This window comes from uncultured Flavobacterium sp. (genome assembly GCF_937967675.1).
Lineage (GTDB): Bacteria > Bacteroidota > Bacteroidia > Flavobacteriales > Flavobacteriaceae > Flavobacterium.
In genome coordinates this window covers 25,584-49,823 of record NZ_CALBSN010000044.1, presented here as the reverse complement: position 1 = coordinate 49,823, position 24,240 = coordinate 25,584, and the positions used below count along the sequence as shown (strand labels likewise).

The 24,240-nt window shown below is 33.4% G+C and carries 27 protein-coding genes; 10 read left to right on the top strand and 17 right to left on the bottom strand.

Annotated features, from left to right (window positions below):
* Positions 1-38 precede the first annotated feature (38 nt).
* The 4 genes from pfkA to Q0075_RS03235 all read left to right on the top strand — a co-directional run bounded on the left by pfkA (position 39) and on the right by Q0075_RS03235 (position 3,449).
* Positions 39-1,025, top strand: a complete 987-nt coding sequence (gene pfkA / locus Q0075_RS03250) for a 6-phosphofructokinase (protein WP_297868260.1) — start codon at positions 39-41, stop codon at positions 1,023-1,025.
* 27 nt (positions 1,026-1,052) lie between these two features.
* On the top strand, positions 1,053-2,063 hold the full coding sequence (gene gap, locus Q0075_RS03245) for a type I glyceraldehyde-3-phosphate dehydrogenase (RefSeq protein WP_297868259.1): 1,011 nt from the start codon (positions 1,053-1,055) through the stop codon (positions 2,061-2,063).
* Positions 2,064-2,133: 70 nt separating this feature from the next.
* A complete protein-coding gene (locus Q0075_RS03240; protein WP_297868258.1) occupies positions 2,134-2,985 on the top strand; it encodes a BadF/BadG/BcrA/BcrD ATPase family protein in 852 nt (283 codons plus the stop codon).
* A 101-nt stretch (positions 2,986-3,086) separates the two neighbouring features.
* Positions 3,087-3,449, top strand: coding sequence for a methylglyoxal synthase (locus Q0075_RS03235; RefSeq protein ID WP_297868257.1), 363 nt, complete (start codon positions 3,087-3,089; stop codon positions 3,447-3,449).
* A 221-nt stretch (positions 3,450-3,670) separates the two neighbouring features.
* On the opposite strand, the gene Q0075_RS03230 is transcribed toward Q0075_RS03235, so the two are convergent.
* The 10 genes from Q0075_RS03230 to Q0075_RS03185 form a co-directional block, all read right to left on the bottom strand.
* Entirely contained in the window at positions 3,671-4,048 is a 378-nt protein-coding gene (locus Q0075_RS03230; protein ID WP_297868256.1) for a hypothetical protein, read from the bottom strand.
* A gap of 10 nt (positions 4,049-4,058) precedes the next feature.
* Positions 4,059-4,625, bottom strand: coding sequence for a hypothetical protein (locus Q0075_RS03225; RefSeq protein ID WP_297868255.1), 567 nt, complete (start codon positions 4,623-4,625; stop codon positions 4,059-4,061).
* A gap of 63 nt (positions 4,626-4,688) precedes the next feature.
* Positions 4,689-5,618, bottom strand: coding sequence for a transglutaminase domain-containing protein (locus tag Q0075_RS03220; RefSeq protein WP_297868254.1), 930 nt, complete (start codon positions 5,616-5,618; stop codon positions 4,689-4,691).
* Between the two features lie 27 nt (positions 5,619-5,645).
* A complete protein-coding gene (locus Q0075_RS03215) occupies positions 5,646-6,491 on the bottom strand; it encodes a substrate-binding domain-containing protein (protein ID WP_297868253.1) in 846 nt (281 codons plus the stop codon).
* A 37-nt stretch (positions 6,492-6,528) separates the two neighbouring features.
* Entirely contained in the window at positions 6,529-7,026 is a 498-nt protein-coding gene (locus Q0075_RS03210; protein WP_297868252.1) for a hypothetical protein, read from the bottom strand.
* A 14-nt stretch (positions 7,027-7,040) separates the two neighbouring features.
* Positions 7,041-7,574, bottom strand: coding sequence for a GNAT family N-acetyltransferase (locus Q0075_RS03205; protein ID WP_297868251.1), 534 nt, complete (start codon positions 7,572-7,574; stop codon positions 7,041-7,043).
* A 62-nt stretch (positions 7,575-7,636) separates the two neighbouring features.
* Positions 7,637-8,503: a nucleoside phosphorylase gene (locus Q0075_RS03200; RefSeq protein WP_291108250.1), complete on the bottom strand. Its 867-nt coding sequence runs from the start codon at positions 8,501-8,503 to the stop codon at positions 7,637-7,639.
* 142 nt (positions 8,504-8,645) lie between these two features.
* Positions 8,646-8,975: a translation initiation factor gene (locus tag Q0075_RS03195; RefSeq protein WP_297868250.1), complete on the bottom strand. Its 330-nt coding sequence runs from the start codon at positions 8,973-8,975 to the stop codon at positions 8,646-8,648.
* Between the two features lie 226 nt (positions 8,976-9,201).
* Positions 9,202-9,597: a GxxExxY protein gene (locus Q0075_RS03190; RefSeq protein ID WP_262318639.1), complete on the bottom strand. Its 396-nt coding sequence runs from the start codon at positions 9,595-9,597 to the stop codon at positions 9,202-9,204.
* Between the two features lie 181 nt (positions 9,598-9,778).
* Complete coding sequence (locus Q0075_RS03185) at positions 9,779-10,732, bottom strand: 2-oxoglutarate and iron-dependent oxygenase domain-containing protein (RefSeq protein ID WP_297868249.1); 954 nt, start codon at positions 10,730-10,732, stop codon at positions 9,779-9,781.
* A 336-nt stretch (positions 10,733-11,068) separates the two neighbouring features.
* Here Q0075_RS03185 and Q0075_RS03180 point away from each other — a divergent pair, with 336 nt between their 5' ends.
* On the top strand, positions 11,069-13,045 hold the full coding sequence (locus Q0075_RS03180; protein WP_297868248.1) for a dehydrogenase E1 component subunit alpha/beta: 1,977 nt from the start codon (positions 11,069-11,071) through the stop codon (positions 13,043-13,045).
* 50 nt (positions 13,046-13,095) lie between these two features.
* Here the strand turns inward: Q0075_RS03180 and Q0075_RS03175 are convergent, their stop codons facing one another.
* Positions 13,096-14,019: a LysR family transcriptional regulator gene (locus tag Q0075_RS03175; protein WP_297868247.1), complete on the bottom strand. Its 924-nt coding sequence runs from the start codon at positions 14,017-14,019 to the stop codon at positions 13,096-13,098.
* Positions 14,020-14,294: 275 nt separating this feature from the next.
* On the opposite strand from Q0075_RS03175, the gene Q0075_RS03170 reads away from it, so the two are divergent.
* From Q0075_RS03170 to Q0075_RS03150, 5 genes are all read left to right on the top strand, one after another.
* On the top strand, positions 14,295-14,573 hold the full coding sequence (locus Q0075_RS03170; protein WP_291106174.1) for a hypothetical protein: 279 nt from the start codon (positions 14,295-14,297) through the stop codon (positions 14,571-14,573).
* Complete coding sequence (locus Q0075_RS03165) at positions 14,563-15,417, top strand: DUF6671 family protein (RefSeq protein WP_297868246.1); 855 nt, start codon at positions 14,563-14,565, stop codon at positions 15,415-15,417. The genes Q0075_RS03170 and Q0075_RS03165 overlap by 11 nt, the downstream gene beginning before the upstream one ends.
* A gap of 8 nt (positions 15,418-15,425) precedes the next feature.
* Positions 15,426-16,409 (top strand): L-threonylcarbamoyladenylate synthase, encoded by a 984-nt coding sequence (locus Q0075_RS03160; RefSeq protein WP_297868245.1) that lies wholly within the window; start codon positions 15,426-15,428, stop codon positions 16,407-16,409.
* Entirely contained in the window at positions 16,400-17,362 is a 963-nt protein-coding gene (locus Q0075_RS03155) for a sodium-dependent bicarbonate transport family permease (RefSeq protein WP_297868244.1), read from the top strand. The genes Q0075_RS03160 and Q0075_RS03155 overlap by 10 nt, the downstream gene beginning before the upstream one ends.
* Before the next feature lie 113 nt (positions 17,363-17,475).
* Positions 17,476-18,165 (top strand): Bax inhibitor-1 family protein, encoded by a 690-nt coding sequence (locus Q0075_RS03150; RefSeq protein WP_297868243.1) that lies wholly within the window; start codon positions 17,476-17,478, stop codon positions 18,163-18,165.
* Positions 18,166-18,230: 65 nt separating this feature from the next.
* Here Q0075_RS03150 and Q0075_RS03145 read toward each other — a convergent pair whose 3' ends face one another.
* The 6 genes from Q0075_RS03145 to Q0075_RS03120 form a co-directional block, all read right to left on the bottom strand.
* On the bottom strand, positions 18,231-18,977 hold the full coding sequence (locus Q0075_RS03145; protein WP_297868242.1) for an Asp/Glu racemase: 747 nt from the start codon (positions 18,975-18,977) through the stop codon (positions 18,231-18,233).
* A gap of 69 nt (positions 18,978-19,046) precedes the next feature.
* Complete coding sequence (locus Q0075_RS03140; RefSeq protein ID WP_297868241.1) at positions 19,047-19,955, bottom strand: fumarylacetoacetate hydrolase family protein; 909 nt, start codon at positions 19,953-19,955, stop codon at positions 19,047-19,049.
* Positions 19,956-20,020: 65 nt separating this feature from the next.
* Positions 20,021-21,133 (bottom strand): cupin domain-containing protein, encoded by a 1,113-nt coding sequence (locus tag Q0075_RS03135; protein ID WP_297868240.1) that lies wholly within the window; start codon positions 21,131-21,133, stop codon positions 20,021-20,023.
* A gap of 48 nt (positions 21,134-21,181) precedes the next feature.
* Positions 21,182-22,162 (bottom strand): carbon-nitrogen hydrolase family protein, encoded by a 981-nt coding sequence (locus Q0075_RS03130; protein WP_297868239.1) that lies wholly within the window; start codon positions 22,160-22,162, stop codon positions 21,182-21,184.
* Positions 22,163-22,223: 61 nt separating this feature from the next.
* The gene (locus tag Q0075_RS03125) at positions 22,224-22,643 is read right to left on the bottom strand and encodes a thioesterase family protein (RefSeq protein ID WP_297868238.1); all 420 of its coding nucleotides are present in this window, start codon (positions 22,641-22,643) and stop codon (positions 22,224-22,226) included.
* 16 nt (positions 22,644-22,659) lie between these two features.
* Positions 22,660-24,240 carry an AMP-binding protein gene (locus Q0075_RS03120; RefSeq protein WP_297868237.1) on the bottom strand — a complete coding sequence of 527 codons (1,581 nt, stop codon included), beginning with the start codon at positions 24,238-24,240 and terminating at the stop codon, positions 22,660-22,662.

Here is a 24,240-nt window from a genome sequence, read left to right as displayed (position 1 = left end):
GTTTTCCGTTTTATAACTTTACATAAACAATCAAAAATATGTCAATAAAGATTAAAAAAGTTGGTGTTTTAACTTCAGGGGGTGATTCTCCCGGTATGAATGCTGCCATACGTGCAGTAGTAAGAGCTTGTGCCTTTTATAATGTGGAATGTGTAGGTATATATAGAGGTTATCAGGGAATGATAGAAGGTGATTTTAAAGAAATGGGACCACGTGATGTAAAAAATATTATCAATAAAGGGGGAACTATTTTGAAATCGGCGCGTTCAACTGAATTTAAAACAAAAGAAGGTAGAAAGAAAGCTTATGATAATTTGGTAGCAGCAGGTATTGATTCTTTTGTTGTTATTGGAGGTGATGGTAGTTTTACTGGAGCAGAAATCTTTAATGAAGAATATGGATTTCCGGTAATTGGAATACCAGGAACCATCGATAATGATATTTATGGAACAAGTCATACTTTAGGATATGACACAGCTTTGAATACCGTAATTGATGCTATCGATAAAATTAGAGATACGGCAAATTCTCATAATCGATTATTCTTTGTAGAAGTAATGGGAAGAGACGCTGGGCACATTGCTTTAAATGCTGGAATTGGAGCAGGAGCAGAAGAAATTCTTATTCCGGAAGAAGATTTTGGTTTAGACCGATTAGTTGAATCGTTAAAAAGAAGTAAAGGTTCAGGAAAAACATCAAGCATTGTAGTAGTTTCAGAAGGTGATAAAATCGGTAAAAATGTATTCGAATTAAAAGATTTTATAGAAGAGAATATGCCTGAATATGATGTACGTGTTTCTGTTTTAGGTCACATGCAACGTGGTGGCTCTCCTTCTTGTTTTGACCGTGTATTAGCTTCAAGATTAGGAGTTAAAGCTGTAGAAACCTTATTAGAAGGAAAATCTAACTACATGGTAGGTTTGAATCAAGATAAAATTATGTTAACCCCTTTAGAACAAGCCATCAAAGGACAAAGTGAAATCGATATGGAATTGGTAAAAGTATCCGATATCGTATCATCATAACGAATTAGTAAATAAAAGAAAATAAAAATGTCAAAAGTAAAATTAGGAATTAACGGATTCGGTAGAATCGGAAGAATTGTATTCAGAGAAACATTCAACAGAGATAACGTAGAAGTAGTAGCTATAAACGATTTATTAGACGTAGATCATTTGGCTTATTTATTAAAATACGATTCAGTTCATGGTCGTTTTAATGGAAAAGTTGAAGTAAAAGACGGACAATTATATGTAAATGATAAGTTTATCCGTGTTACTGCTGAAAGAGATCCAAAATTAATCAAATGGGATGATGCAAGTGTAGATGTAGATGTCGTAGCAGAATGTACGGGTATTTTTACTACTCTAGAAACTGCTCAAGCACACATTGATGGTGGTGCTAAAAAAGTAGTAATTTCTGCTCCTTCAGCTGATGCTCCAATGTTTGTAATGGGTGTTAATCATAATGAGGTTAAAGCTACTGATACTATTGTTTCAAATGCTTCATGTACTACAAACTGTTTAGCTCCTTTAGCTAAAGTAATCAATGATAATTTCGGAATTGTAGAAGGATTAATGACAACCGTTCACGCTTCAACTGCAACGCAAATGGTTGCCGATGGACCTTCTAAAAAAGATTGGAGAGGTGGTCGTGCTGCTTCTGTAAACATTATTCCTTCTTCTACAGGAGCTGCTAAAGCTGTAGGAAAAGTTATTCCTTCATTAAATGGAAAACTTACAGGAATGTCATTCCGTGTTCCTACAGTAGATGTTTCTGTAGTTGACTTAACCGTTAAATTAGAGAAAGAGACTACTTATGAAGAAATCATGAAAGTACTTAAAAATGCTTCTGAAACTTCAATGAAAGGTATTTTAGGATTTACGGAAGATGATGTAGTTTCACAAGATTTTGTTTCTGATTCTAGAACTTCAATTGTTGATGCTAAAGCTGGAATCGGATTGAATTCTACTTTCTTCAAATTAGTTTCTTGGTATGATAACGAATACGGTTACTCAAGTAAATTAATTGATTTATCGGTACATGTTGCTGGTTTAAAATAATATATTAAAAAAAATCCCGCCACATTTTATGCGGGATTTTTTCCTCCCAAACTAAACTAACACCCAACAAATGAAATTATTAGTTGACAGTGGTTCTACAAAAGCCGATTGGATTGCTATTGATGATAATGGTAAAGTAGTATTCACTACTCAATCTTTAGGATTAAACCCTGAAGTATTAGACAAAGACGAAATTATCAACCGATTAGAAGATAAGTTTGATATTTCGCATAATAAAGATAAAGCTACTCACTTGTTCTTTTACGGTGCAGGATGTGGAACAGATCGTATGAAAGACTTTCTAACTTTAGTTTTTCAAGATTATTTTAAGCATGCAGTTGTAGTTGTTCATGAAGACACCTATGCGGCGGTTTATGCTACAACTCCTAAAGACGAAAAAGCCATTGTTTGTATCTTAGGAACGGGTTCAAATTGTTCTTATTTTGATGGAAAAGTGTTGCATCAAAAAGTACAATCTCTAGGGTATATTGCTATGGATGATTGTTCAGGTAATCGTTTTGGACGTCATTTGATTCGAGCTTATTATTTCAATAAAATGCCTAAAGAATTAGCGCAAGAATTTGAAGAAGAATATAATGTAGATGCCGATTATATCAAACATAATTTATACAAAGAACCTAATCCAAATGCTTATTTAGCAACTTTTGCTAAGTTTTTAATTCGTCATAAAGATACCGAATTTTGTCAAAAACTAATTCACAAAGAAATGGAATCTTTTGTTGAAAATTATATTGAACAATTCGATAATTGTAAAGAAGTTCCGGTACATTTTATTGGTTCTATTGCTTTTTATTTGAAAGAGGAACTAATATCAGTACTTGAAAAAAAATCTATTAAAATAGGAAATGTTCTAAGAAGACCGATTGATGGTCTAATAGCATATCATGTTTTAAACAAATAAAAAATTAATTTAAAGTTGATTAAATCCCAAATCATATCATTTTTGATTTGGGATTTTTTTATTATTACATTTGTGAGGAATGAATTAAATTAAATTAAATTATGGAAATAGCCATTATAGCTCACGATGGAAAAAAAGCGGATATGGTGCAGTTTTTAAATAAGAATAAAACCATCTTATCGAATGAAAGAATAAAAATAATTGCTACCGGAACCACTGGAGGTAAAGCAGAAGCGGCAGGTTTTAAAGTAAAAAAGATGTTGTCTGGTCCTTTAGGAGGTGATGCCCAAATTGCAGCTCGCGTTGCTGAAGGAAAAACTAAAATGGTTTTGTTTTTCAAAGACCCCAACTCTAGTCATGCACATGAAGCCGATATTAATATGTTAATTCGAATTTGCGATGTACACAATGTGCCATTAGCCACTAACGAAGCCACAGCTCAGTTAATGGTTTTAGCACTATAATATTTACTTAATTGAAAAATGTTTTATATATCAGTAGAAAAATCCTTAAAGTTGTCTGTTATATAAATCAATTAATTGTAAATTCTAACATGTTATTAGGTATTCCTGTAACACTAGTCTTAACAGTTACCATTACGGCATTTTGAGCATTAAGGGTTACAATTTCAGGCTCAAATGAAATACGGTATTGTCCTGTTGTTAAGGTAATTTTACTTTCATATTCATATAGTAGTATCTATGGCATCTAATACGGCAATTCCTGAAATATAACTTCCTGTTTGATTTTCACCATTTAGTAAAACAATATTTGATGGAGTTATGTATTCCCATACATTATTACTGTTCTTCTTTTGTATGGTATAGTTGAAAAACATTTTTCTTGAGTTGCTCGTTAAAAAAATGTCGAAAGGATTTGTTGTTTGAGGCAATATTCGAGGAATATTACTCGAAACAGTTACTTCATCTCCTGTAAGGCTAACTTCAATTAAATCATTTGCTGTTAAAGTAGTAGAAGCAAAAAATTCATCATCACTTTCTGTACAACTTGTAAATACAAATACCGGAATAATAAACGTAAGAATAAATATGTATTTTTTCATGATATTTTACTTAAAATCTATAACCTAAATTAATTCCCATTCTCGCTACTGTTGATGGACTGTTTTCTTGTAATATGTTTTTACCAATACCCACAGTCAAGTCTATTACAAAACATTCTTTTAGGTATAATTTATAACCTATCGAACCTCCTAAAGCCAGATCGGTATATCGATGTTTTGTTATTACAACATAGTCGGCACTTCCATTGTTTAAATGCGTTAACTCTTTATAATTACCACCATTAACATTCACAAAACCTTCTAAATAATATAAATTTGTTGCGCTTTTAGATAAAGCATATCGAACATATGGAATTATTTGATAATCAATTAAAGTTCTTGTATCGTCAGTAAGAAAATTATCTCTTGTACTTTTTTTATTTAAAAAAATACAAGTAATACCCCCTGAAAAATCTTTGTTTAAAAAACGTTCGTATGAAATACCTAATCTTCCGTAGGTAACAAAATGGAAAACATCTATTTTTAACTCACTTTTTTTAGACAAAATTGGAGATGGAAGTGAATCATAAGCGGTTGAATTACTTTGTGAAAAAGCGTTAATCGAAAGGAATATCACTAATATATAGCTTATTTTTTTTCATAAAATAGGGATATTGTTTTTGTAAATATATTCAATTTATCAATTGAAAGTTAGTGCTCCTAATATTTCTTCACTCATAAATTTTCCACCCGGATAGGTAGCTGTGTAATCTAAGTTGAGCCAAATATGTCCTCGTTCATCAATGTGATAATGAATTTGCTGGTTATAACTTTCTTGTTTAAAAAGTACCTCTTTAATTAAATAAATGGCGGTTTCTAAATCGTTTTTATTACCAATCAACATTTCAGGGTATAAATGGCCTCCAGTATGAATAATTCTAGGTGTTCCACCAATAGCTTTAATACAGGCAGCCATCAAAATAGCGTGGTCATCACAATCACCCGAAAAATGTTGTAAACTTTCTGAAGCGTAAGCAATATATTCTCTTCCTTTTGGATCGTTCACGTAATTCCAACGGTTTCTAATTTCTTTAAAAACAGCAAAACATTGAATCATTCTTCGGGTTTCGCCAGTTTGTTTGATTTCTCTGAAATGTTGTGTGGTAGCGAATAAAGCAAAATTTCGAACTTTCGGATTAGAAAAATCAACTGCATTAATAATTTTCGATTTGTTTGGAAAGGGCAGCAATTTGGCTACAATAATGTCTTGCGGATTTGGTGTTTCGCTCATGGAATACACCATATAACGATAATCTTCAAAAACCCGATTAAAACCATAATTTCCGAATAAAGTGCCGTATAACAAAGCAATTAAGTATAGAAAAACAATCAGAATAATGATGGTTTTCACCAATCGAAGAACAAGTTGAATGGCTACAAGAATAAGGATGAATATGATGATTCTATCCAAATGCAGTGACCATTCTAAATCGATTAAATTTTGATGTGCAATTAAAAAAAGAGGAATAGCAATTAAGATATTCAACAAAAAAATGACAACATTATCCCACGGCTTCGGTAAAGAAAGCTTTTCTTTGAGTTCGGCGATAGTTGGGATTTTAATTGTCATTTCGTTTAAAACGATAAAAATACGGAATTATTTAAGTATCGACTCTTTTGGTAGTTTTTTATCGATAATTTGAAGCTTCAAAAGTTGTTCCATTATTTTATCTAATGTTGAAGCTGTAATTTGTTTTTGCGACCAACGCGTTAATTTTAACCATTCTTGAATCGCTTCTACATTTTGATTATATTTAGAAGCTATGGTTCTGTCAATACTCGGAATCATTTTGAATTCTTCGGTTGTGGTATTGATGATGTCTATAATTTGTTCGATTACTTTTGGGTGTTGTTCTAAAACTTCATTCCTAACTGCAATTACGAAACAAGGCCAAGGAGTAGGGCATTCTCCAATTCTTCTAAAAATTCCTTTATCTACTAATGGTTGCGTCATAAAACGCTCCCACATGAAGTAATCTGCTTTTCCTGAAGTTAAGCTATCAACCGCGCCATCAATGGTGTTTACGATTTCAAATTGTAAGTTTTCGGTGTTCCAATTTTGATTTTGAGCATTCACTATACTCATCAAATGCGAGCCTGAACCCATTCGAGAAATCGCTACTTTTTTATTTTCTAAATCGGAAAGTGTTTTATAATTTGAATTAGCAGCCACGTGAATTCCCCAAATTAATGGACTTTGCACATAAACTTGTACAATCTTACTCGGATTTCCAGCGGCGATATCTTTGATAATGCCTTCGGTAAGAATTACAGCAATATCAGTTTCGCCATCGCGCAACATTTGACACATTTTTCCTGTACCTTCAGGAACATCAGTCCATTGTAAATCGATTCCCACGGCTTCAAATTCGCCATTTTCTATACACAAATGCCATGGAAGATTAAAATGTTCAGGCACACCCGCAATTTTGATTGTTTTCATTCTAAAAGTATTAAGACAAGCGTATTAAGTATTAAGATTATTCAGATAATTTTGAGATACATTGCTCTCTAATTTCCCAAATTTCTTCAAAGGTATTATTTTGATTGGTTTCTGTTATCCATTTTTTTAAAAAAGACTTGTGATATTCCACTTTAAAATCACTTACTTGATTGGGTATAATTTCGATTTCTATTAAAATATCGTGTTTTATTTTATCATAAAAAGAATCTAATGTTGTTGCATCAACAGGAATTTGATTTATTTTCAAATAACAATGCGCTTCTGGAATGTACTCGATATTATTTCTTGAAAGTAAATCGCCTAATTTTGGTGTGTTTACTTCATTCATTTTGAAAATTCCAATGTATAGTTTTACATTTTCAATTTCATTTTTATCAGCAAAATCCTTTAAGAAAGCGTGTTTTGAACTACAAGTTCCTTTGTTTTCAGAGAGTACTAATGAAAAATTGTACCTATTAGCATTTCTTCCGTAAGGAATGTTTTTTACTTTCTCTATTAGTTCATCAAAATTCATAAACTGAAAACTGTTTACTGTGACTGCTTACTAATTTGCCACCATTTCCAAGTTACGCCATTTTCATCAGGATAATCTTCCATAAAATGGAAACCTACTTTTTGCAACACATGGTTAGAAGCTCCGTTTTCGGCATGAGTATAAGCATTCATTTCTTGAATGTTAATTTGGTTAAAGCCATAGTCTAGCCAAGCGTTTGAAGCTTCAGTAGCGAAACCTTTGTTCCAAAATTTTTCATTTAAACGATAGCCGTAATCATAGAAATTAGTGTTTCCATTTTCTACGTGGTCGTTTACAAATTTAATTCCTGTCCAACCAATTAATTCATTCGTGTTTTTAGTAATAGCTACAAAACGCCCAATTCCGTTATTGATGTATTGCTTTCTAACCATATCAATATAAGCATGAACTTCGTCAATATGTACAACGGGTTTTTGCCACAGATATTTGTGCACATTAGGATTGCAATCCATTTCAAATAGAGCATTTGCATCTTCGTGACGCATTTCTCTGAGGATTAATCGGGGTGTTTCTAGAATTAAATTCATTTTGTTTTTGGAACACAGATTGTAGAAATTTTAAAAAGTTCAATAATTTTTTAATTGTTTTTTTACTCTGCTAACTTATTTAAAGTGTATTCAATTAATTCATCTACAGCTTTGTATGGGTCTTCACTGAAAGTACCAGTTGCACGGTTAGCGATGATGGCATTTAAGGATAAACAGTTGTGACCTAGTAGTTTTCCTAAACCGTAAATAGCACCTGTTTCCATTTCTAAATTCGTCATTCGAGTTCCGTTGAAATTGAAACTATCCATTTTAGCATTTAACTCAGGATCTTGAATTCCTAAACGTACTACACGACCTTGAGGACCGTAAAATCCGCCTGCAGTTCCTGTGAATCCTTTGAAAATTTTATCACTTTCTAAGCGTTGTTCTAAAGTTTTACTTCCTGCAATTACGTAAGGACGACCTTTTCTCATGTCCCAATTCGTTTGCTTGATGAACGCTTCTTCCATTTCGGTTTCCGAAATTTCGTCAATTAAATAGGAGCGAAGCATGTTGTCCAATCCTAAGCCATATTGACTCATAACAAAACTATCGCAAGGGATATCGGCTTGTAAGGAACCTGAAGTTCCAATACGAACAATATTTAAAGAAGTCAATTCTTTTTTAACGGTTCTGGTTGCTAAATCTACGTTTACCAAGGCGTCTAATTCATTCATTACGATGTCGATGTTGTCTGGACCAATTCCAGAAGACATAACGGTAATTCTTTTGCCTTTATAAGTTCCTGTTTGGGTTTTGAACTCGCGTTTTTGAGTCGTAAATTCGATTGAATCAAAGTGTTTTGTAATTTTCTCTACACGATTTTGATCTCCAACGAAGATAATATCGTTAGCGATTTGTCCAGGTTTTAAATTGATGTGATAAACACTTCCGTCTGGATTTAATATTAATTCTGATGCTGCTATCATTTTAGCCCCCTAACCCCCGAAGGGGGAATCCTATTAGGGGTCAATAGGTTTTAAGTTCTCGTATTTATTTTTACTAAAATATGAGATTGTTATTAATTTTATTCTTTTTTCATTTTATTCCCCCTTTGGGGGTTAGGAGGCTTTACCCTCCAACTCGTTTTGTTTTGAATCCTTTGTCTTGTAATAGTTTCATGATTTTATCACGATAATCACCTTGAATGATGATTTCGCCATCTTTAAAAGTACCACCAACCGCTAATTTGCTTTTGATTTCTTTTGCTAAGATCTTAAAATCTTCGTCTTCGCCTTCATATCCTGAAATAATCGTGGTAGGTTTTCCTTTGCGTTTCTCATATTTGCAAATCATTGGTTCCTTTTGAATATGTAATTCATGAGGAAGAATTTCTTCTTTTTCTTCTTCTAAAGGCTGATGATCTGGAAATAGTTTTTTTAATTGTTCGCTTAAATCCATTTTTAATTTTTTGGAACACAGATTAGAAAAATTTTAAAAATCTCTATAATCTGAATGTTGTAATTTTAATTAATCATTTTATTTTTTTTGGAACACAGATTTGATAAATTTTAAAATCTAAATAATCTAATTGATGTAATTTTAATTAATTATTTTATTTTTTGAACACAGATTTGAGAAATATTAAAAAATCAATAAAATCTTTATAATCAGTATTCAAATTTAATTATCTTTTTTTCTTTTTTAAATCGTTTGTGAAAATTTTTCTAATGAATTGCGGGTCTTTCCCAAAATTTAAAATTAAGCCAACTTCACAATCGGTTGCTTTTAAATAATTTAATAATTGATTTTCATGAATATCAGTTAAGTATTCAACGCATTTTAATTCAACAATTACAGAATCATTTATAATTATGTCTGGGATATATTCTCCAACAATTTCATTTTTATAATATACATTCACTTTTTTCTCAGAATCAATTTTATAACCATTATTTTTGAGTTCGATTAGTAATGCTTTGTGATATACTTTTTCTAAAAAACCAAAACCTAATTCATTATATACGTTGTAATAAATCCCGATTATCGATTTAGTTAGTTCTTGATGTGGAAAATTTTTCATAATTACTTTGTATGGCGTATAAATATTTAATTGTTGTAAAATTAGGAACAGCGATTTAAGAAATTTTTAAAATTATTAAGATTTCTTCAATCTGTGTTCCAAAGGTAAACCTGTAATTGTATTTAAAAACAAAAAAGACATCAAGAAAACTTAATGCCTTTTCTATCTATTATAAAATTATTTATTTCTTAATCAATCCTAATTCTACCAAACGTTCATGTAAGAATTCACCGGCGGTGATGTCTTCATATAATTTTGGATTGTTTTCATCGATACATTCTGATAAGCAATTTAAACTCATATCGCTTACTGGGTGCATGAAGAAAGGAATTGAATAACGAGAAGAACCCCATAATTCTCTTGGTGGATTTACCACTTGGTGAATCGTTGATTTCAACTTGTTATTGGTGTGTCTTGATAACATATCTCCCACGTTAATCATTAATTCGTCTGGTTGTGCCATGGCATCAATCCATTCGCCGTTGTGATTTTGTACTTGTAACCCTTTTCCTTGAGCTCCCATTAATAAGGTAATCAAGTTGATGTCTCCATGTGCTGCAGCACGAACGGCTCCGTCTTTAGGTTCGTCGGTAATAGGTGGGTAGTGGATTGGACGTAAAATACTGTTTCCGTCTTTGATGTATTTATCAAAGTAGAATTCGTCTAATCCGATGTAAAGTGCTAAAGCTCTTAACACATAAACACCTGTTTTTTCTAACATTTGGTAAGCTTCTTTACCTACTTCATTGAATTTAGGTAATTCGGTTACTTCCACGTTATCTGGATATTCGCCAGCGTACTTTGAACCTTCGCTAACGTATTGTCCAAAATGCCAAAACTCTTTCAAATCTCCAGCAGAACGACCTTTTGCATGTTCTTTACCGAAAGAAACATAACCGCGTTGTCCGCCAATGCCTGGGATTTCGTATTTAGCTTTGGTTTCTAAAGGAAGTGAAAAGAAGTTTCTTACTTCTGAATACAATCCTTCAACTAATTTGTCATCTAAAAAATGACCTTTTAATGCTACGAAGCCGATTTCTTCGTAGGCTTTTCCGATTTCATTTACAAATTTTTGTTTACGTGCCGGATCATCCGACAGGAAATCACGTAAGTCAACACTAGGAATTTGTTGCATACTTAAAATTAATTGTTAATAAATCAAATGGGCTTTAACCCAAGTAAATACAAAGGTAATTATTTATTTTAATTGTGAAAGTGGAAAGTTGTTAACAATGGGGGAAAGTAAAAAGTAAAAAGTGAAAAGTGAAAAGTGAAAAGTGAAAAGTGGAAGTATAACTTGAAGTGGTTTTAAAAAACTTAAAATTGATACTTATTGTTCTTAGTATTGAAATTTAAACTTGAACTTGCTCTTGTTCTTGCCTTTGAAATTCGTCTTGTCTTTTTTTATAACAATTCGCTTTCAAAATGTTATTTTTATTACTTTTGAGCAAAATTTAATTGTTTCAGTATCATGAACTTTGAAAGAAAAGATTTATCGAATTCGCAACTACTTGATTTATACAAGAAAATCTTAAAACCGCGTTTGATTGAAGAGAAAATGTTGATTCTAATCCGTCAAGGAAAAGTTTCGAAATGGTTCTCAGGAATTGGGCAAGAAGCTATTTCTGTAGGGATAACTTCGGTTTTGGATAAAGATGAATATATTTTACCAATGCACCGTAATTTAGGTGTTTTTACTACAAGAGAAATTCCGTTGCACCGTTTGTTTTCGCAATGGCAAGGTAAGAAAAACGGATTCACTAAAGGACGTGATAGAAGTTTCCACTTTGGAACACAAGAATATAAAATTATTGGAATGATTTCGCATTTAGGTCCACAATTAGGGATTGCAGACGGAATCGCTTTAGCCAATAAACTAAGAAAGAACGGAAAAGTAACCGCAGTATTTACTGGTGAAGGCGCAACTTCAGAAGGTGATTTTCACGAAGCATTGAATATCGCTGCTGTTTGGGAATTACCGGTTTTATTCGTAATTGAAAATAATGGTTACGGATTATCAACTCCTACAAACGAGCAATACCGTTGTGAGAATTTAGCAGATAAAGGGGTTGGTTACGGAATGGAAAGCCATGTTGTTGATGGTAACAATTTATTAGAAGTGTATCATTTGATTTCAGAATTAAAAGCTTCGATGGTTGAAAATCCGCGCCCTGTTTTATTGGAGTTCAAAACATTCAGAATGCGTGGACATGAAGAGGCGAGTGGTACAAAATACGTTCCTCAAGAATTAATGGACATGTGGGCAGTGAAAGACCCTGTTGAAAATTATAGAAATTACTTAAAAGCTACAGCCGTTTTATCAGAGGAAGAAGATGAAGCGATTCGTGCTGAAATTAAGAAAGAAATTGATACCGATTGGGCAAAAGTTCAAGAAGAGCCAGCTATTGTTGCCTCTTTAGAAGAAGAATTGGGTGATGTTTATGCACCTTACGAATTTGAGTCTTATAATCCATCTTCAGAAATGGAAAACATTCGTGTGATTGATGCCATTTCGAATGGTTTACGCCAGTCTATGGAACGCCATGAGAATTTAGTAATTATGGGACAAGATATTGCTGAATACGGTGGAGCTTTCAAAATTACCGATGGATTTGTAGCGCAATTTGGAAAAGAAAGAGTTAGAAATACACCAATCTGTGAAAGTGCTGTCGTTTCAGCGGCTAACGGATTATCAATAAACGGATTTAAAGCGGTAATGGAAATGCAATTTGCCGATTTCGTTTCCACCGGATTTAATCCAATCGTTAACTTATTAGCAAAGCAACATTACAGATGGCAAGAAAAAAGTGATGTAGTGGTGCGTATGCCTTGCGGAGGTGGTACTCAAGCAGGACCTTTCCATTCACAAACCAATGAAGCTTGGTTTACCAAAACGCCAGGATTAAAAGTAGTTTATCCAGCGTTTCCTTACGATGCAAAAGGATTATTGAATACGGCAATTAACGATCCAAATCCGGTATTGTTCTTTGAACATAAATTATTGTATCGTTCGGTTTATCAAGATGTGCCAAAAGATTACTACACATTACCTTTCGGAAAAGCTTCATTAATTAAAGAAGGAACTGATGTGACGATTATTTCTTTTGGAGCAGGAGTTCATTGGGCTTTAGAAACGTTAGCTAAAAATCCAGAAATTAAAGCGGATTTATTGGATTTAAGAACGTTACAACCAATGGATTGGGATGCGATTTATACTTCAGTTAAGAAAACAAATAAAGTAATCATTTTACAAGAAGATACTTTGTTTGGTGGTGTAGCTAGTGATATTTCAGCTATGATTATGGAAAACTGTTTCGAGTACTTAGACGCTCCAGTAAGAAGAGTGGGAAGTTTAGAAACCGCAATTCCATTTATGAAGACATTAGAAGATCAATATTTACCAAAAGGTAGATTTGAAATAGAATTAAAAGAGCTTTTGGCTTATTAATTCATTTATAATAAATTATTTAAAAGGCACTTTCGGGTGTCTTTTTTGTTTTACATCGTCTCATACCAACTAAATTTGGAATGAATAATCGCTTCTTTTTCCTTTTTTAAATAATCCAAATAGGCTAGGGCAGCTGGGTTATGATTTTTGCCTTTTACCCAAATCAAACTCCAATCGGTTTTAATGGGCAATCCTTTTAAAGGAATAATTTGTAAGTCGTTGTTTTGTATTTCTTTACGAATTCCAATTAAAGGCATAATTGAATATCCTAAGCCAGCTAAAATAGCTTGTTTTATGGCTTCATTTGAAGTTAATTCCATACGTTTGCTAATCTTTAAATCTTGTTGTACAATGAAACGCTCCATAGTTTGGCGTGTTCCAGAACCATTTTCTCTGAATAATAAGGGACGGTTTTCTAAAATAGCTTCAATTTTCTTTTTCTTAGTAAAATCTTCTTCCATATTGCCCACTAAGAACAATTTGTTTTGCATTAAATCAATTTTTTCTACTTTCATTTTTTCAGGTAGAATGGAAACCAAAGCAAAATCTACTTCATTATTTTGCAAACTTTTTACTACTTTATTTTTATTGGTCACATCCATTTCTAATTCTACTCCGGGATGCATTTTTAAAAAATCAGCCAAAAAGTACGGCATCACATATTTTCCAGTAGAAACGACTGAAATTTTGATTTTTCCAAAAAGCTGTCCTTTGTAGGCTAATGTTTTATAATCAATAGTGCTGACTTGTTGTAAGATTTGTTCCGCTGCTTCGGCAATTTCTTTCCCAAAATCAGTTACATATATTTTTCTTCCCACTACTTCAGTGAGCGGAATTTCAAATTGATCTTGAAAATTTTTTAATTGAATAGATACCGCAGGTTGGGTCAAATGTAACTCTTCTGATGCCTTAGTAACACTCTGATTTTGTACTACTTTCAAGAATATACGTAACTGGTTTAAAGTATAATTCATAAAAATATTTTATATAATGTATAGCAAATATAAATAAAAATATATAAATAATAATTTTAAAATTTGCACTTGTAATTAACTCATAAGGTTAAACTTAACTATGAAAAAAATAACTATACAACTCGTTTTGATTTTGTGCGTGATAATTGAATCGGTACTTATTTATAAAATGATAGCAACACCTAACATTATCCACCAAGAACTCTTTGCGGGATTAGCCGTTTTGGTACTGTTAACCATAATTCGTTTAATTAATAATCTAACAAACATTATTTATGGAAACCCTGAAAAAAATTAATCTAATTAACGGTAAGTTTGATTCGATTGAAGCACGCGAAATCTTACTAGATATGTGTAACAAAAATATAAATTTTAATAAAGTGCAAAATTTTAGTTCTCAAATTCGTTTTGGCGAAGATGATGAAAAAGCATTACATCGAATAGAACAATTACGTGAAAGTGTAGGCCATATTTTAGCAATATTGGATGAAGCTAAAGGACGTAATAAAAAACTAAAAATAAAATCGTTCATTGAAATCGAATATGAAGACTAAACCCAATCTTTTTTCTGGCCGTCGATTGCTTATTGTAACGAAACATCAGAAAGAAGAAGTTATAGCTCCTTTATTAGAAGCAGTTCTTGGTGTAACTTGTTTTGTAGTAAAAGATTTTGATACCGATAGTTTAGGTACATTTTCGGGAGAAATCTCACGAAAAGATGACGCTTTAACAACGCTCAGAAAAAAATGTTGGGAAGGAATGCAAGCAGAAGGATTTGATTTAGCGGTAGCTACCGAAGGTTCGTTTGGAAATCATCCCACTGTTTTTTTTGCTCCAGCAAACGATGAATTTATCATGTTAATTGATCAAAAAAATAAGTTAGAAATTGTAGAACGAGTTTTGAGTTTGGATACCAATTTTGATTGTAGTGAAGTTAGTACCAAAGCAGAGTTAAAGGTTTTCTTAGATAAAGTTCAATTCCCTTCACATGGTGTTATTTTAAAAGATGCTAGTGAAAATTGGAGTAAAATATATAAAGGGGTGTCAAATTATGATTTAGCCGAAAAAATATTCGACACGATTATTGCTTCTGGTGGTGGTTGTTATATTGAAACCGATATGCGAGCCATGCAAAACCCTACGCGGATGCAAATTATAAAAGAGGTTTGTTTAAAGTTAATTAACAAATTGCACTCGGTTTGCCCTGAATGTAATTATCCCGGCTTTGGTGTGGTTGGTGCCGAAGCCGGTTTGTTATGTAGTAGCTGTTCAATGCCAACACGCTCTACATCGGCTCATATTTACCAATGTCAACATTGTAATTTCGAATCTAAAGTTTTGTATCCGAATGGGAAGAAAACTGAAGACCCAATGTATTGCGATTTTTGTAACCCATAAAAGAAATAATGATAAGTACAGATATTAATTTAGCAGTTCAGCATCTTAATGAAAATGGAATCATAGGTTTTCCAACCGAAACCGTTTACGGATTGGCAGGAAATGCTTTTGAAACCGAAGCCATTCATAAAATATTTGACGTAAAAAAGCGTCCTACTTTTAATCCCTTAATCGTTCATATTAAAGGAATTGAAGATATAGAACAGGTTGCACAAGAAATTCCACCAATGGCTTATGAATTAGCCAATGCTTTTTGGCCTGGACCCTTGACTTTAATTTTAAAAAAGAAACCTCATATTCCAGATTTAGTAACAGCAAATCAAGATACAGTGGCAGTGCGAGTTCCTAATCATGCCGTAGCTTTAGAGCTTTTGAATTATATAAATTTTCCTTTGGTAGCACCAAGTGCCAATCCTTTTACTAGTATTAGTCCAACAAGCGCTGAGCATGTTGAAAAATACTTTGGAAATCAAATCAATATGGTTTTAGATGGAGGAGAATGTGCTGCAGGTATTGAATCTACAATTGTGGGTTTTGAAGATAATAAAGTTATAGTTTATCGATTAGGAGCTTTAACCCTTGAAGAAATTGAAAAAACTGCAGGAACTGTTTCTTTGGTAAATAAAAAAGAAAAAAAACCTATTGTTCCGGGCATGCTATTAAAACATTATGCTCCTAAAACTGATTTTATTTTGACAAGAAATGTGCAACAAGAATTAGAGTGGTACTCTGATAAAAAGGTAGGACTGCTTTTATTTGACTCTTATGTTTCGCACTATGATTCTAATTATCAAATTGTTTTATCTGAAGAAAGCGATTTACAAGTAGCGGCTTCCCAATTATATAATGCCATGCATCAGTTAGATAAAATGAATTTAGATGTCATTATAGCAGAACGTTTACCCGAATATAGTTTGGGAGTTTCAATGAATGATCGATTAGAAAGAGCTTCAAAAAATAACATCACATTAAAAATTAAAAAATGGATTTAAATTTACTATTAGAAAACTTAACTAATCCCGCTTTACTTTATTTTATCTTAGGAATTATAGCGGTTTACTTAAAAAGCGACTTAGAAATCCCAAATAATTCTTCAAAATTTATATCGTTGTATTTGCTTTTTGCCATCGGTTTTAAAGGAGGGCAAGAATTATCGCATGAAACTATAAATAGTGAAGTTATTTGGTCCATGCTGTTTGGAATTTCAATCGCTGTAATAATTCCACTTTATACTTTCTTTATCTTAAAACGTAAATTGAATGTATATGATGCGGGAGCTATTGCTGCTGCTTATGGATCTATTAGTGCGGTTACTTTTGTAACTGCTGTTTCTTATTTAGAATCACATCAATTAGAGCTTCATGGTTATATGGTAGCTATTATGGCACTTATGGAATCTCCAGCTATAATTATAGGATTGGTATTAATTTCGCTATTTAATAAAGAACAAACCCAAAAAATAAATAAATTAGAAATTTTAAGACACTCGCTAACAAATGGTAGTGTGCTATTGATTTTAGGTAGTTTGATAATTGGATTTTTAGCCAATGCCAAACAAGCACAAGGAATTCAACCTTTTACAAATGATTTATTCAAAGGATTTTTAGCAATTTTCTTGTTAGATATGGGAATTACGAGTGGTAGAAAATTAAAATCGTTTTTTTCACATGGCTGGTTTCCCTTTGCTTTTGCTTTAGTAATTCCGTTGGTAAATGGAGTAATTTTTGCTTGCTTGAGTGGTTTTGTCACTGATGATATTTCAAATCGATTTATTTTTGCGATATTGGCGGCGAGTGCTTCTTACATAGCAGTTCCGGCAGCAATGAAAATAACGGTTCCGAAAGCTAATCCCGGGTTGTTTTTACCTATGGCTTTAGCAATTACATTCCCTGTAAACATAACAATTGGGATGCCTATTTACTTTTATATTGTGCAACATTTTTAAATTTTATTAGTTTGAATTTTAAGTGTTTTATTGTTTTTTGATTGATATACTAGATTTAAAATTTTTTTATTTCAATAAAAATAGTACATTCGATAAACTTTAAACAAATTTTTATGAACTCAGAAAACAATGTGGTAGTTTCTTATGCAACTGATGCAGATAGAGCTACCTTTTTTAAAAAGACGTATAGTCATGTTGCGTATGCTATTTTAGCTTTTATGCTAGTAGAATCTATTTTATTACGAATTGTTCCAATGGAATGGATTTTAATGATGATGGGCGGTAAATTCGTTTGGTTGTTTATTTTAGGATTATTTTGGTTAGGTTCTACTTTGTCAGACCGTTTGGTTTTCCATCCTGATAGAGATAAACAATATTTAGGTTTAGGTTTATATGTGTTATTAGAAGCTATTATCTTCTTACCAATGATTGCCTTTGCCGTGTTATACTCTGGTGGTGAAATGATTATGCAATCTGCGATTATCACATTGTTCATGTTTTCAGGCTTAACTGCAGTAGTTTTTATGACAAAAACGGATTTCTCATTCTTAAGAACAGCAATCACTATCGGTGGTTTTGTAGCTTTAGGAGTTATCGTTGTAGGAGCTATTTTCGGATTTAATTTAGGATTATGGTTTTCTGTTGGGATGGTGGTATTAGCTTCTGCTAGTATTTTATACCAAACAAGCCAAATTAAAGACCAATTCAGTACGGATCAATACGTAGGAGCTTCATTGCAATTGTTCGCTTCTATTATGTTATTGTTCTGGTATATTTTAAGAATTTTAATGAGTAGAAAATAATTGATTTTCAAATTATGTGTAAAACCCTGAAATACTAAATTTCAGGGTTTTTCTTATTATGTTTTTTAATACTTCCCACTCAACAATTCACCACCAATCGCTGATTTGGCTTCGATTCCTAATTTCTTCATCATTTCATAAGTAGTACAAACAGCTGCTGAAGTAACAGGAATACCGCATTCTGCTTGAATCAAATCGATAGCTTCTAAAGAAGGCATTTGTACACAAGCGGAAGCTACTAAAACATCCACATCGGTTAAATCTAATTGTTTGTAGATTTCCAATAAATTCATCGGATTTTGAGCCGCTACTTCTAAGTTATCAGGAATTTCTAAAGCAATGCTTTGTTTTACTTTAATCCCTTGATGTTCGATATAATCTACCACTTTGTCTGTTAAAGGACGCATGTAAGGCGTAATAATAGAAATTTGTTTCGCACCCAAAACTTTCAATCCATTAATCAAAGCACCAGCCGAAGTTACAATAGGAGTAGGGAAGTCATTCGCCACTGTTTCTTGGTGTAAATTCACTTCCGAAACGCAATGATAACCGCGTCCCATACTCATAATGGCTACTAAACAAGCGTAACCCATTACGTCAACGTGAGCATCGGATAATTCTTGCGCACATTTCAAACTCATGGCATCCATAGCTTCCAATTCTTCTTTGGTTACTTTTTTCATGCGCATTCTACTGCTGTGAAACGTAAAACGTTCCGGTAAAATCGTTTCACGCGAACGGAAGATTGCTGGTATTTCGGTTTCCATCGTTACGTTTGAGGATGGAACTATTTGGCCTATTCTGTATTTCATGTTTATTAGTTTACAGTCTCAGTCACAGTTAGCAGTCTGAAAACTGAAAACTGCGACTGCATACTTTTATTATATTTCTTTAATTGTATTCACTATTGTACCAATTCCTTCCACAGTAGCTTCCACCACATCTCCATTGTACATCCATTCTTGTGGGTCGCGACCGGCACCAACACCTGCTGGAGTTCCTGTTGCGATGATGTCGCCTGCTTCTAAAGTGAAAACGGTGCTTAAATCTTCTATCAAATCGTTGATGTTAAACAGCATGAATTTGGTATTCGAATTTTGTTTTTCAACTCCATTAACTTTTAATGATAAATTCAAGTTGTGTGGGTTTTCAATTTCGTCTTTTGTTACGATTACAGGTCCCATTGGAGCGAATGTATCTTGACCTTTGGAAACAATCCATTGCCCTTCTCTTCGACAATCACGTGCTGAAATATCGTTAATTACCGTATATCCAAACACATAATCTAATGCTTCAGATTTTGGTACGTATTTCCCTTTTTTTGATATAATTACCGCTAATTCACATTCCCAATCCAATTGAGATGTAAGTTTGGTATTTTTGATAATTTCGGTATTGGTAGCTGTAACCGTTGTTGGTGGTTTTGAGAAGATAATTGGTTTGGTTGGAAGTTTTCCAGTTGTATCTAACGTACGAGCGCTTTCTGCAACGTGTTCAGTATAATTCAACCCAATTCCAATGATGTTTTTTCTTGGTTTTTCGATAGGAGCCAAAATCGTTACTTCATCCATTTCATAAGCGATTTCTTCAAAGAAATTCTCAGGTGTTTCCGCAATCATTTCTGTGATTTCTGGAATAATTTCAAATCCCATATCGATTAATTCCAACATATCATTAGGTAACGGGAAATTGGAAACATCTCCAAAATCCTGCATATCGATGACTTGGTTGTTATGAATAAAGCCTAAACGTGGCTCGGTGTCTTGAGTTTTGTAAGTAAGTAGTTTCATATTCTTTAATTAAACGCAAAGTTCGCAAAGTTTTTTGTTGTGATTGCTTTTTGAACTTGATATTGTTATTGAATTTGTTGATGTCCGTTGTTTTCTGTTAATTCTCTTCCTTGATATAATCCTAAACCTTCAATTACTGGTAAATCATTGAAATTGAATAAGCAAGCATCTTCTGTTTCGGATAAGTTGTGATGTTCGTGCCACGCCCAACTCGGAACGCAGAAAATATCTCTTTCTTTCCAATCTAAACGTTTTCCGTTGATGATGGTGTAACCTCTTCCTTTGGCGCATTGGTACACAAATGAACCTGTGTGTTTGTGTGCTTTTCCTTTGAAACCTGCTGGTAATAATTGCATAGCTGCTCCCATAGTTTGCATTACGTGTCCGCCAGTTAACGGATTCGAATATTGCATAAAAATCCCATCAAAAGGATGGACTTCATTCACTTTTTGTGCTTCTAATAACGCTGGATAAACATTCTTCCAAGAATATTTGAATAATGGCGAATATGGTTTATCCCAAGTTTTATCGGCTGGAATTAATCCCGCACAACCATAAGTAATAGGCGAGAAGTTTAATGGTTTTACCAATTCTTGCTTACCATCATAAATTGCATAATCATTCGCTTCTAAAGCATTCACTAACGGAATATCCAAACCATCTTGCCAAATACACGTTTTTCCGCCTTCTTCTACACCATGCTCATGCCAAGTGGAATTAGGAGTAATGACAAAATCATTGACTTCTAGCATGATTTTATTACCATCAACAACCGTATAACCTTTTTCACCTTCCATAATAAAACGTAGGGCTGAAGCACGATGACGGTGTGCCGAAGTGAATTCGCCAGGACGTGTTACTTGAATTCCAGTATACAACCAACCCACAGCAGCCGAAACATCTTTGCGTTTGTCGTTTACTAAATATACAACACGTCTTCCCGCTTGTTCTGGCGTTACTAATTCGGATGATTTTAGAACTAATTCGCGTAAATCATCATATTTCCATAACATAGGAACCGAAGAAGAACGTGGTTCCCAAGGTTCAATATCATTAGCGACCGTCCATAAAGCGCCAGCACCAAGCGTTTCTAATTCTTTATAATAGGCTTTTAGTTCATCGGAATCTTGAACTCGCGCTCTTCCGTATTGGTCGTCTGAATAATTGTTTTCTTCCATAATTTTATGTTTTAATTGGTGACTTTGAGAGCCTCAGTCACCAATTATTTATCTTTTATTAAATTCTTCATGATTATCAATAAACGTAATTTTTCGAGTTGGAGCAGTGTTTACTCGTAAATCGAAAATATCAAATCGGTTGTAATGACCTAAAATATCGTGCATTTGTTTGGGTTGGATGCATTTTGCTAAATCAATTTCGGCATAGACCATTCCTTCTTCGTCGATTAATGGTTGTCCAATAACAGCGCCATTAGGACCAATAAATCCAGAGAAAGCAGAACTTTTTCTATCCAATAATTCATCTACATTAGGAACATCAGCACGTAAAGCATCTTTTATTTCTTGCGAAACGGTCGAACACGAAACAATCGTAAATAATTTTCCTTCAAACGAATGCGCTGCGGCACGAATTTTAATCGCTTCTGCCATATCGTAATCAGGTGGCGCTACAGGTAATGAAATGTAATTCGCAATGTGAATCAATTCGCCTTGAGAAAGTAGCGTAAAACGGGCTAATGTATTTGTGTTTTCGCCACAAGCTAAAGTTCCGATGGGACCAATTTCTGTATTGTACACTTTTAACGAAGAACCATCACCTGAAGACCAAGTTAGTTTTTCGGCCCATGTTGGAACTAACTTTCTATGTTTTCCAACGATAACACCTTTGTTGTCAATGATTAAATTGGTATTGTAAATTTCGCCATAGCTTTTACCTCGCTCGTTGATTCCCATCACAATATGAATGTCATTGTCTTTGGCAGCTAAGCAAAGTTTTTTTATTTCTGGACCAGCAACGTCAACCGAATTTTTATATAATTCTTCATACCATTTACTACCTTGAACGGGTGTCATAATCCAATTCCAATATGGATATCCAGCTAAAAAAACCTCTGGAAAAGCGATTAATTTGGCTCCGTTATTGCTCGCTTCTTTAATGAATGAAATAGCTTTATCCACTGTTTTTTCTACATTTAGAAATACAGGTGACGTTTGAACGGTTGCAGCTTTGAATTTTTTGAATTCCATAGTTATATAATTACGAATTTAAAATTACGAATTATGAATAGAAACGAGGTTAAATCGTAATTCATAATTGGTAATTCATAATTTTTGATTTCATTTCTTCTGTGAAAGGTTCGGCTTTGATGCCGTTTCTATCTGGATTGAAAGCTACGTTTACTAAGGTAACTTCGCCTTCTAAAACGGTGTTTTCTGATTCATTTGCAAACTGAAATCCGCAAAGAATAGAAGAGTTCTTTAATTCTTTTACCCACAATTTTTTGGTTAAGATTTCGCCTAATCTTGCGGCATTTTTGAATTGAATTTTTAAATCAACCGTTGGAATACCATTGGTTTCGTGCATTTTTGAAAAAGGACGATCTAAGGCTTCTTCAAACCAATCTTCTACTAAACAATTTAGCATTTCTAAAAATCGGGGATAAAAGACAATACCAGCATAATCAACATGTTGGAAACGCACTTTTTCTTGTTTTTTGAATTCACTCATTATATATGTCTTGATATTATTTCAACTTAAATCGTTGTATTTTCCCTGTCTCTGTTTTTGGTAAACTTTCTACGAAATTAATCACTCTTGGATATTTATACGGAGCAGCTACTTCTTTGAACCAGTGTTGAATACGATTCTTCATTACATCTGTTGCTTTAGTGTTGTCATGTAACACAATGTGAGCACAAACTAACATTCCTCGTTCTTCATCAGGTAAACCTACTACGGCACATTCTAATATATCTTCGTGGGTTAAAAGTACGGATTCTACTTCAATTGCCGCAATATTATAGCCCGAAGAAATAATCATATCATCGCCACGAGCCACAAAATGAAAATAACCTTCTTCATCTTGACGAAAAATATCGCCTGTGATGTTCCAACCGTTTTCTACGTATTCACGTTGTTTTTCTTCTCGATTTAGGTATTTGCAACCTGTAATTCCACGAACCGCTAGTCTTCCGGCTTCGTTTCTTGGTAATTCGTTACCTATTTTGTCTATGATTTTGGCTTCGTAACCTGTAATGGCTTTACCTGTAGCGCCTGGTTTCATGTTTTCTTCATTGGAAGAAATGAAAATATGCAACATTTCGGTAGCACCGATTCCGTCTATGATTTTTAAACCCGTAGTATCATACCAATCTTGCCAAACCTTTAACGGCAAGGTTTCGCCAGCAGAAACACATTTTCTCAAACTTGAAATATCGTAATCCTGAACTTTTGTAGTGATGATACGCCAAGCAGTAGGAGCCGTGAAGCAAATCGTAATTTTAAAGTCTTGAATCGCTTTTAATAACAAATCTGGACTTGGTTTTTCGATTAAAAATGTTGAAGCACCAAAATACATTGGAAACAACACCAATCCGCCCAAACCAAATGTAAATCCTAATGGTGGACTTCCTGTGAAAATATCATTTGGTGTGGGTTGGAGCGAATATTGTGGAAATGCTTCACAAATATTCAAAATATCTCTGTGATAATGTGCGGTCATTTTGGGTAAACCCGTAGTTCCAGAAGTAAAACCAATTAAAGCAACTGAATCCGATTTTGAATGATAATTGTCGAAAGTTTTCGGTTTAGAAGCCATTAATTCTTCCAATTGAGAATTGCCATAAAAACACGTTTGTTTCAGGAAATCTGATTTTACCAAATGCATTTCTTCTTCCAATTCCTTATCACATAATACATGCGAGATTTCGGCACAATCAATAATCGTAGTCAATTCTTTAGAACGAAGTAATGGCATGGTGGCTACAACAATTCCGCCCGCTTTAAGAATTGCAAACCAACACGCGACCATCATCGGATTATTAGCCGAACGAATCAAAACACGATTGCCAGATTGTAATCCTAAATCATCCACCAAAACATGTGCAATTTGATTTGCTTTTTCAAACAAATCTTGATACGTCCAAGTTTCCTCAAAGGTGCGAATACAACTATTATTTCCACGACCTTCTCGAATATGACTATCTAGCAATTTATCCACGCAATTCAACATTTCTGGTTGTTGGAATTGAGGTAAATCCAAAAAGGTGTATTCTGGTTGTAATTCCAGAGATGGTAAGCTATTGTGAGCGAAATTATCCTTCAT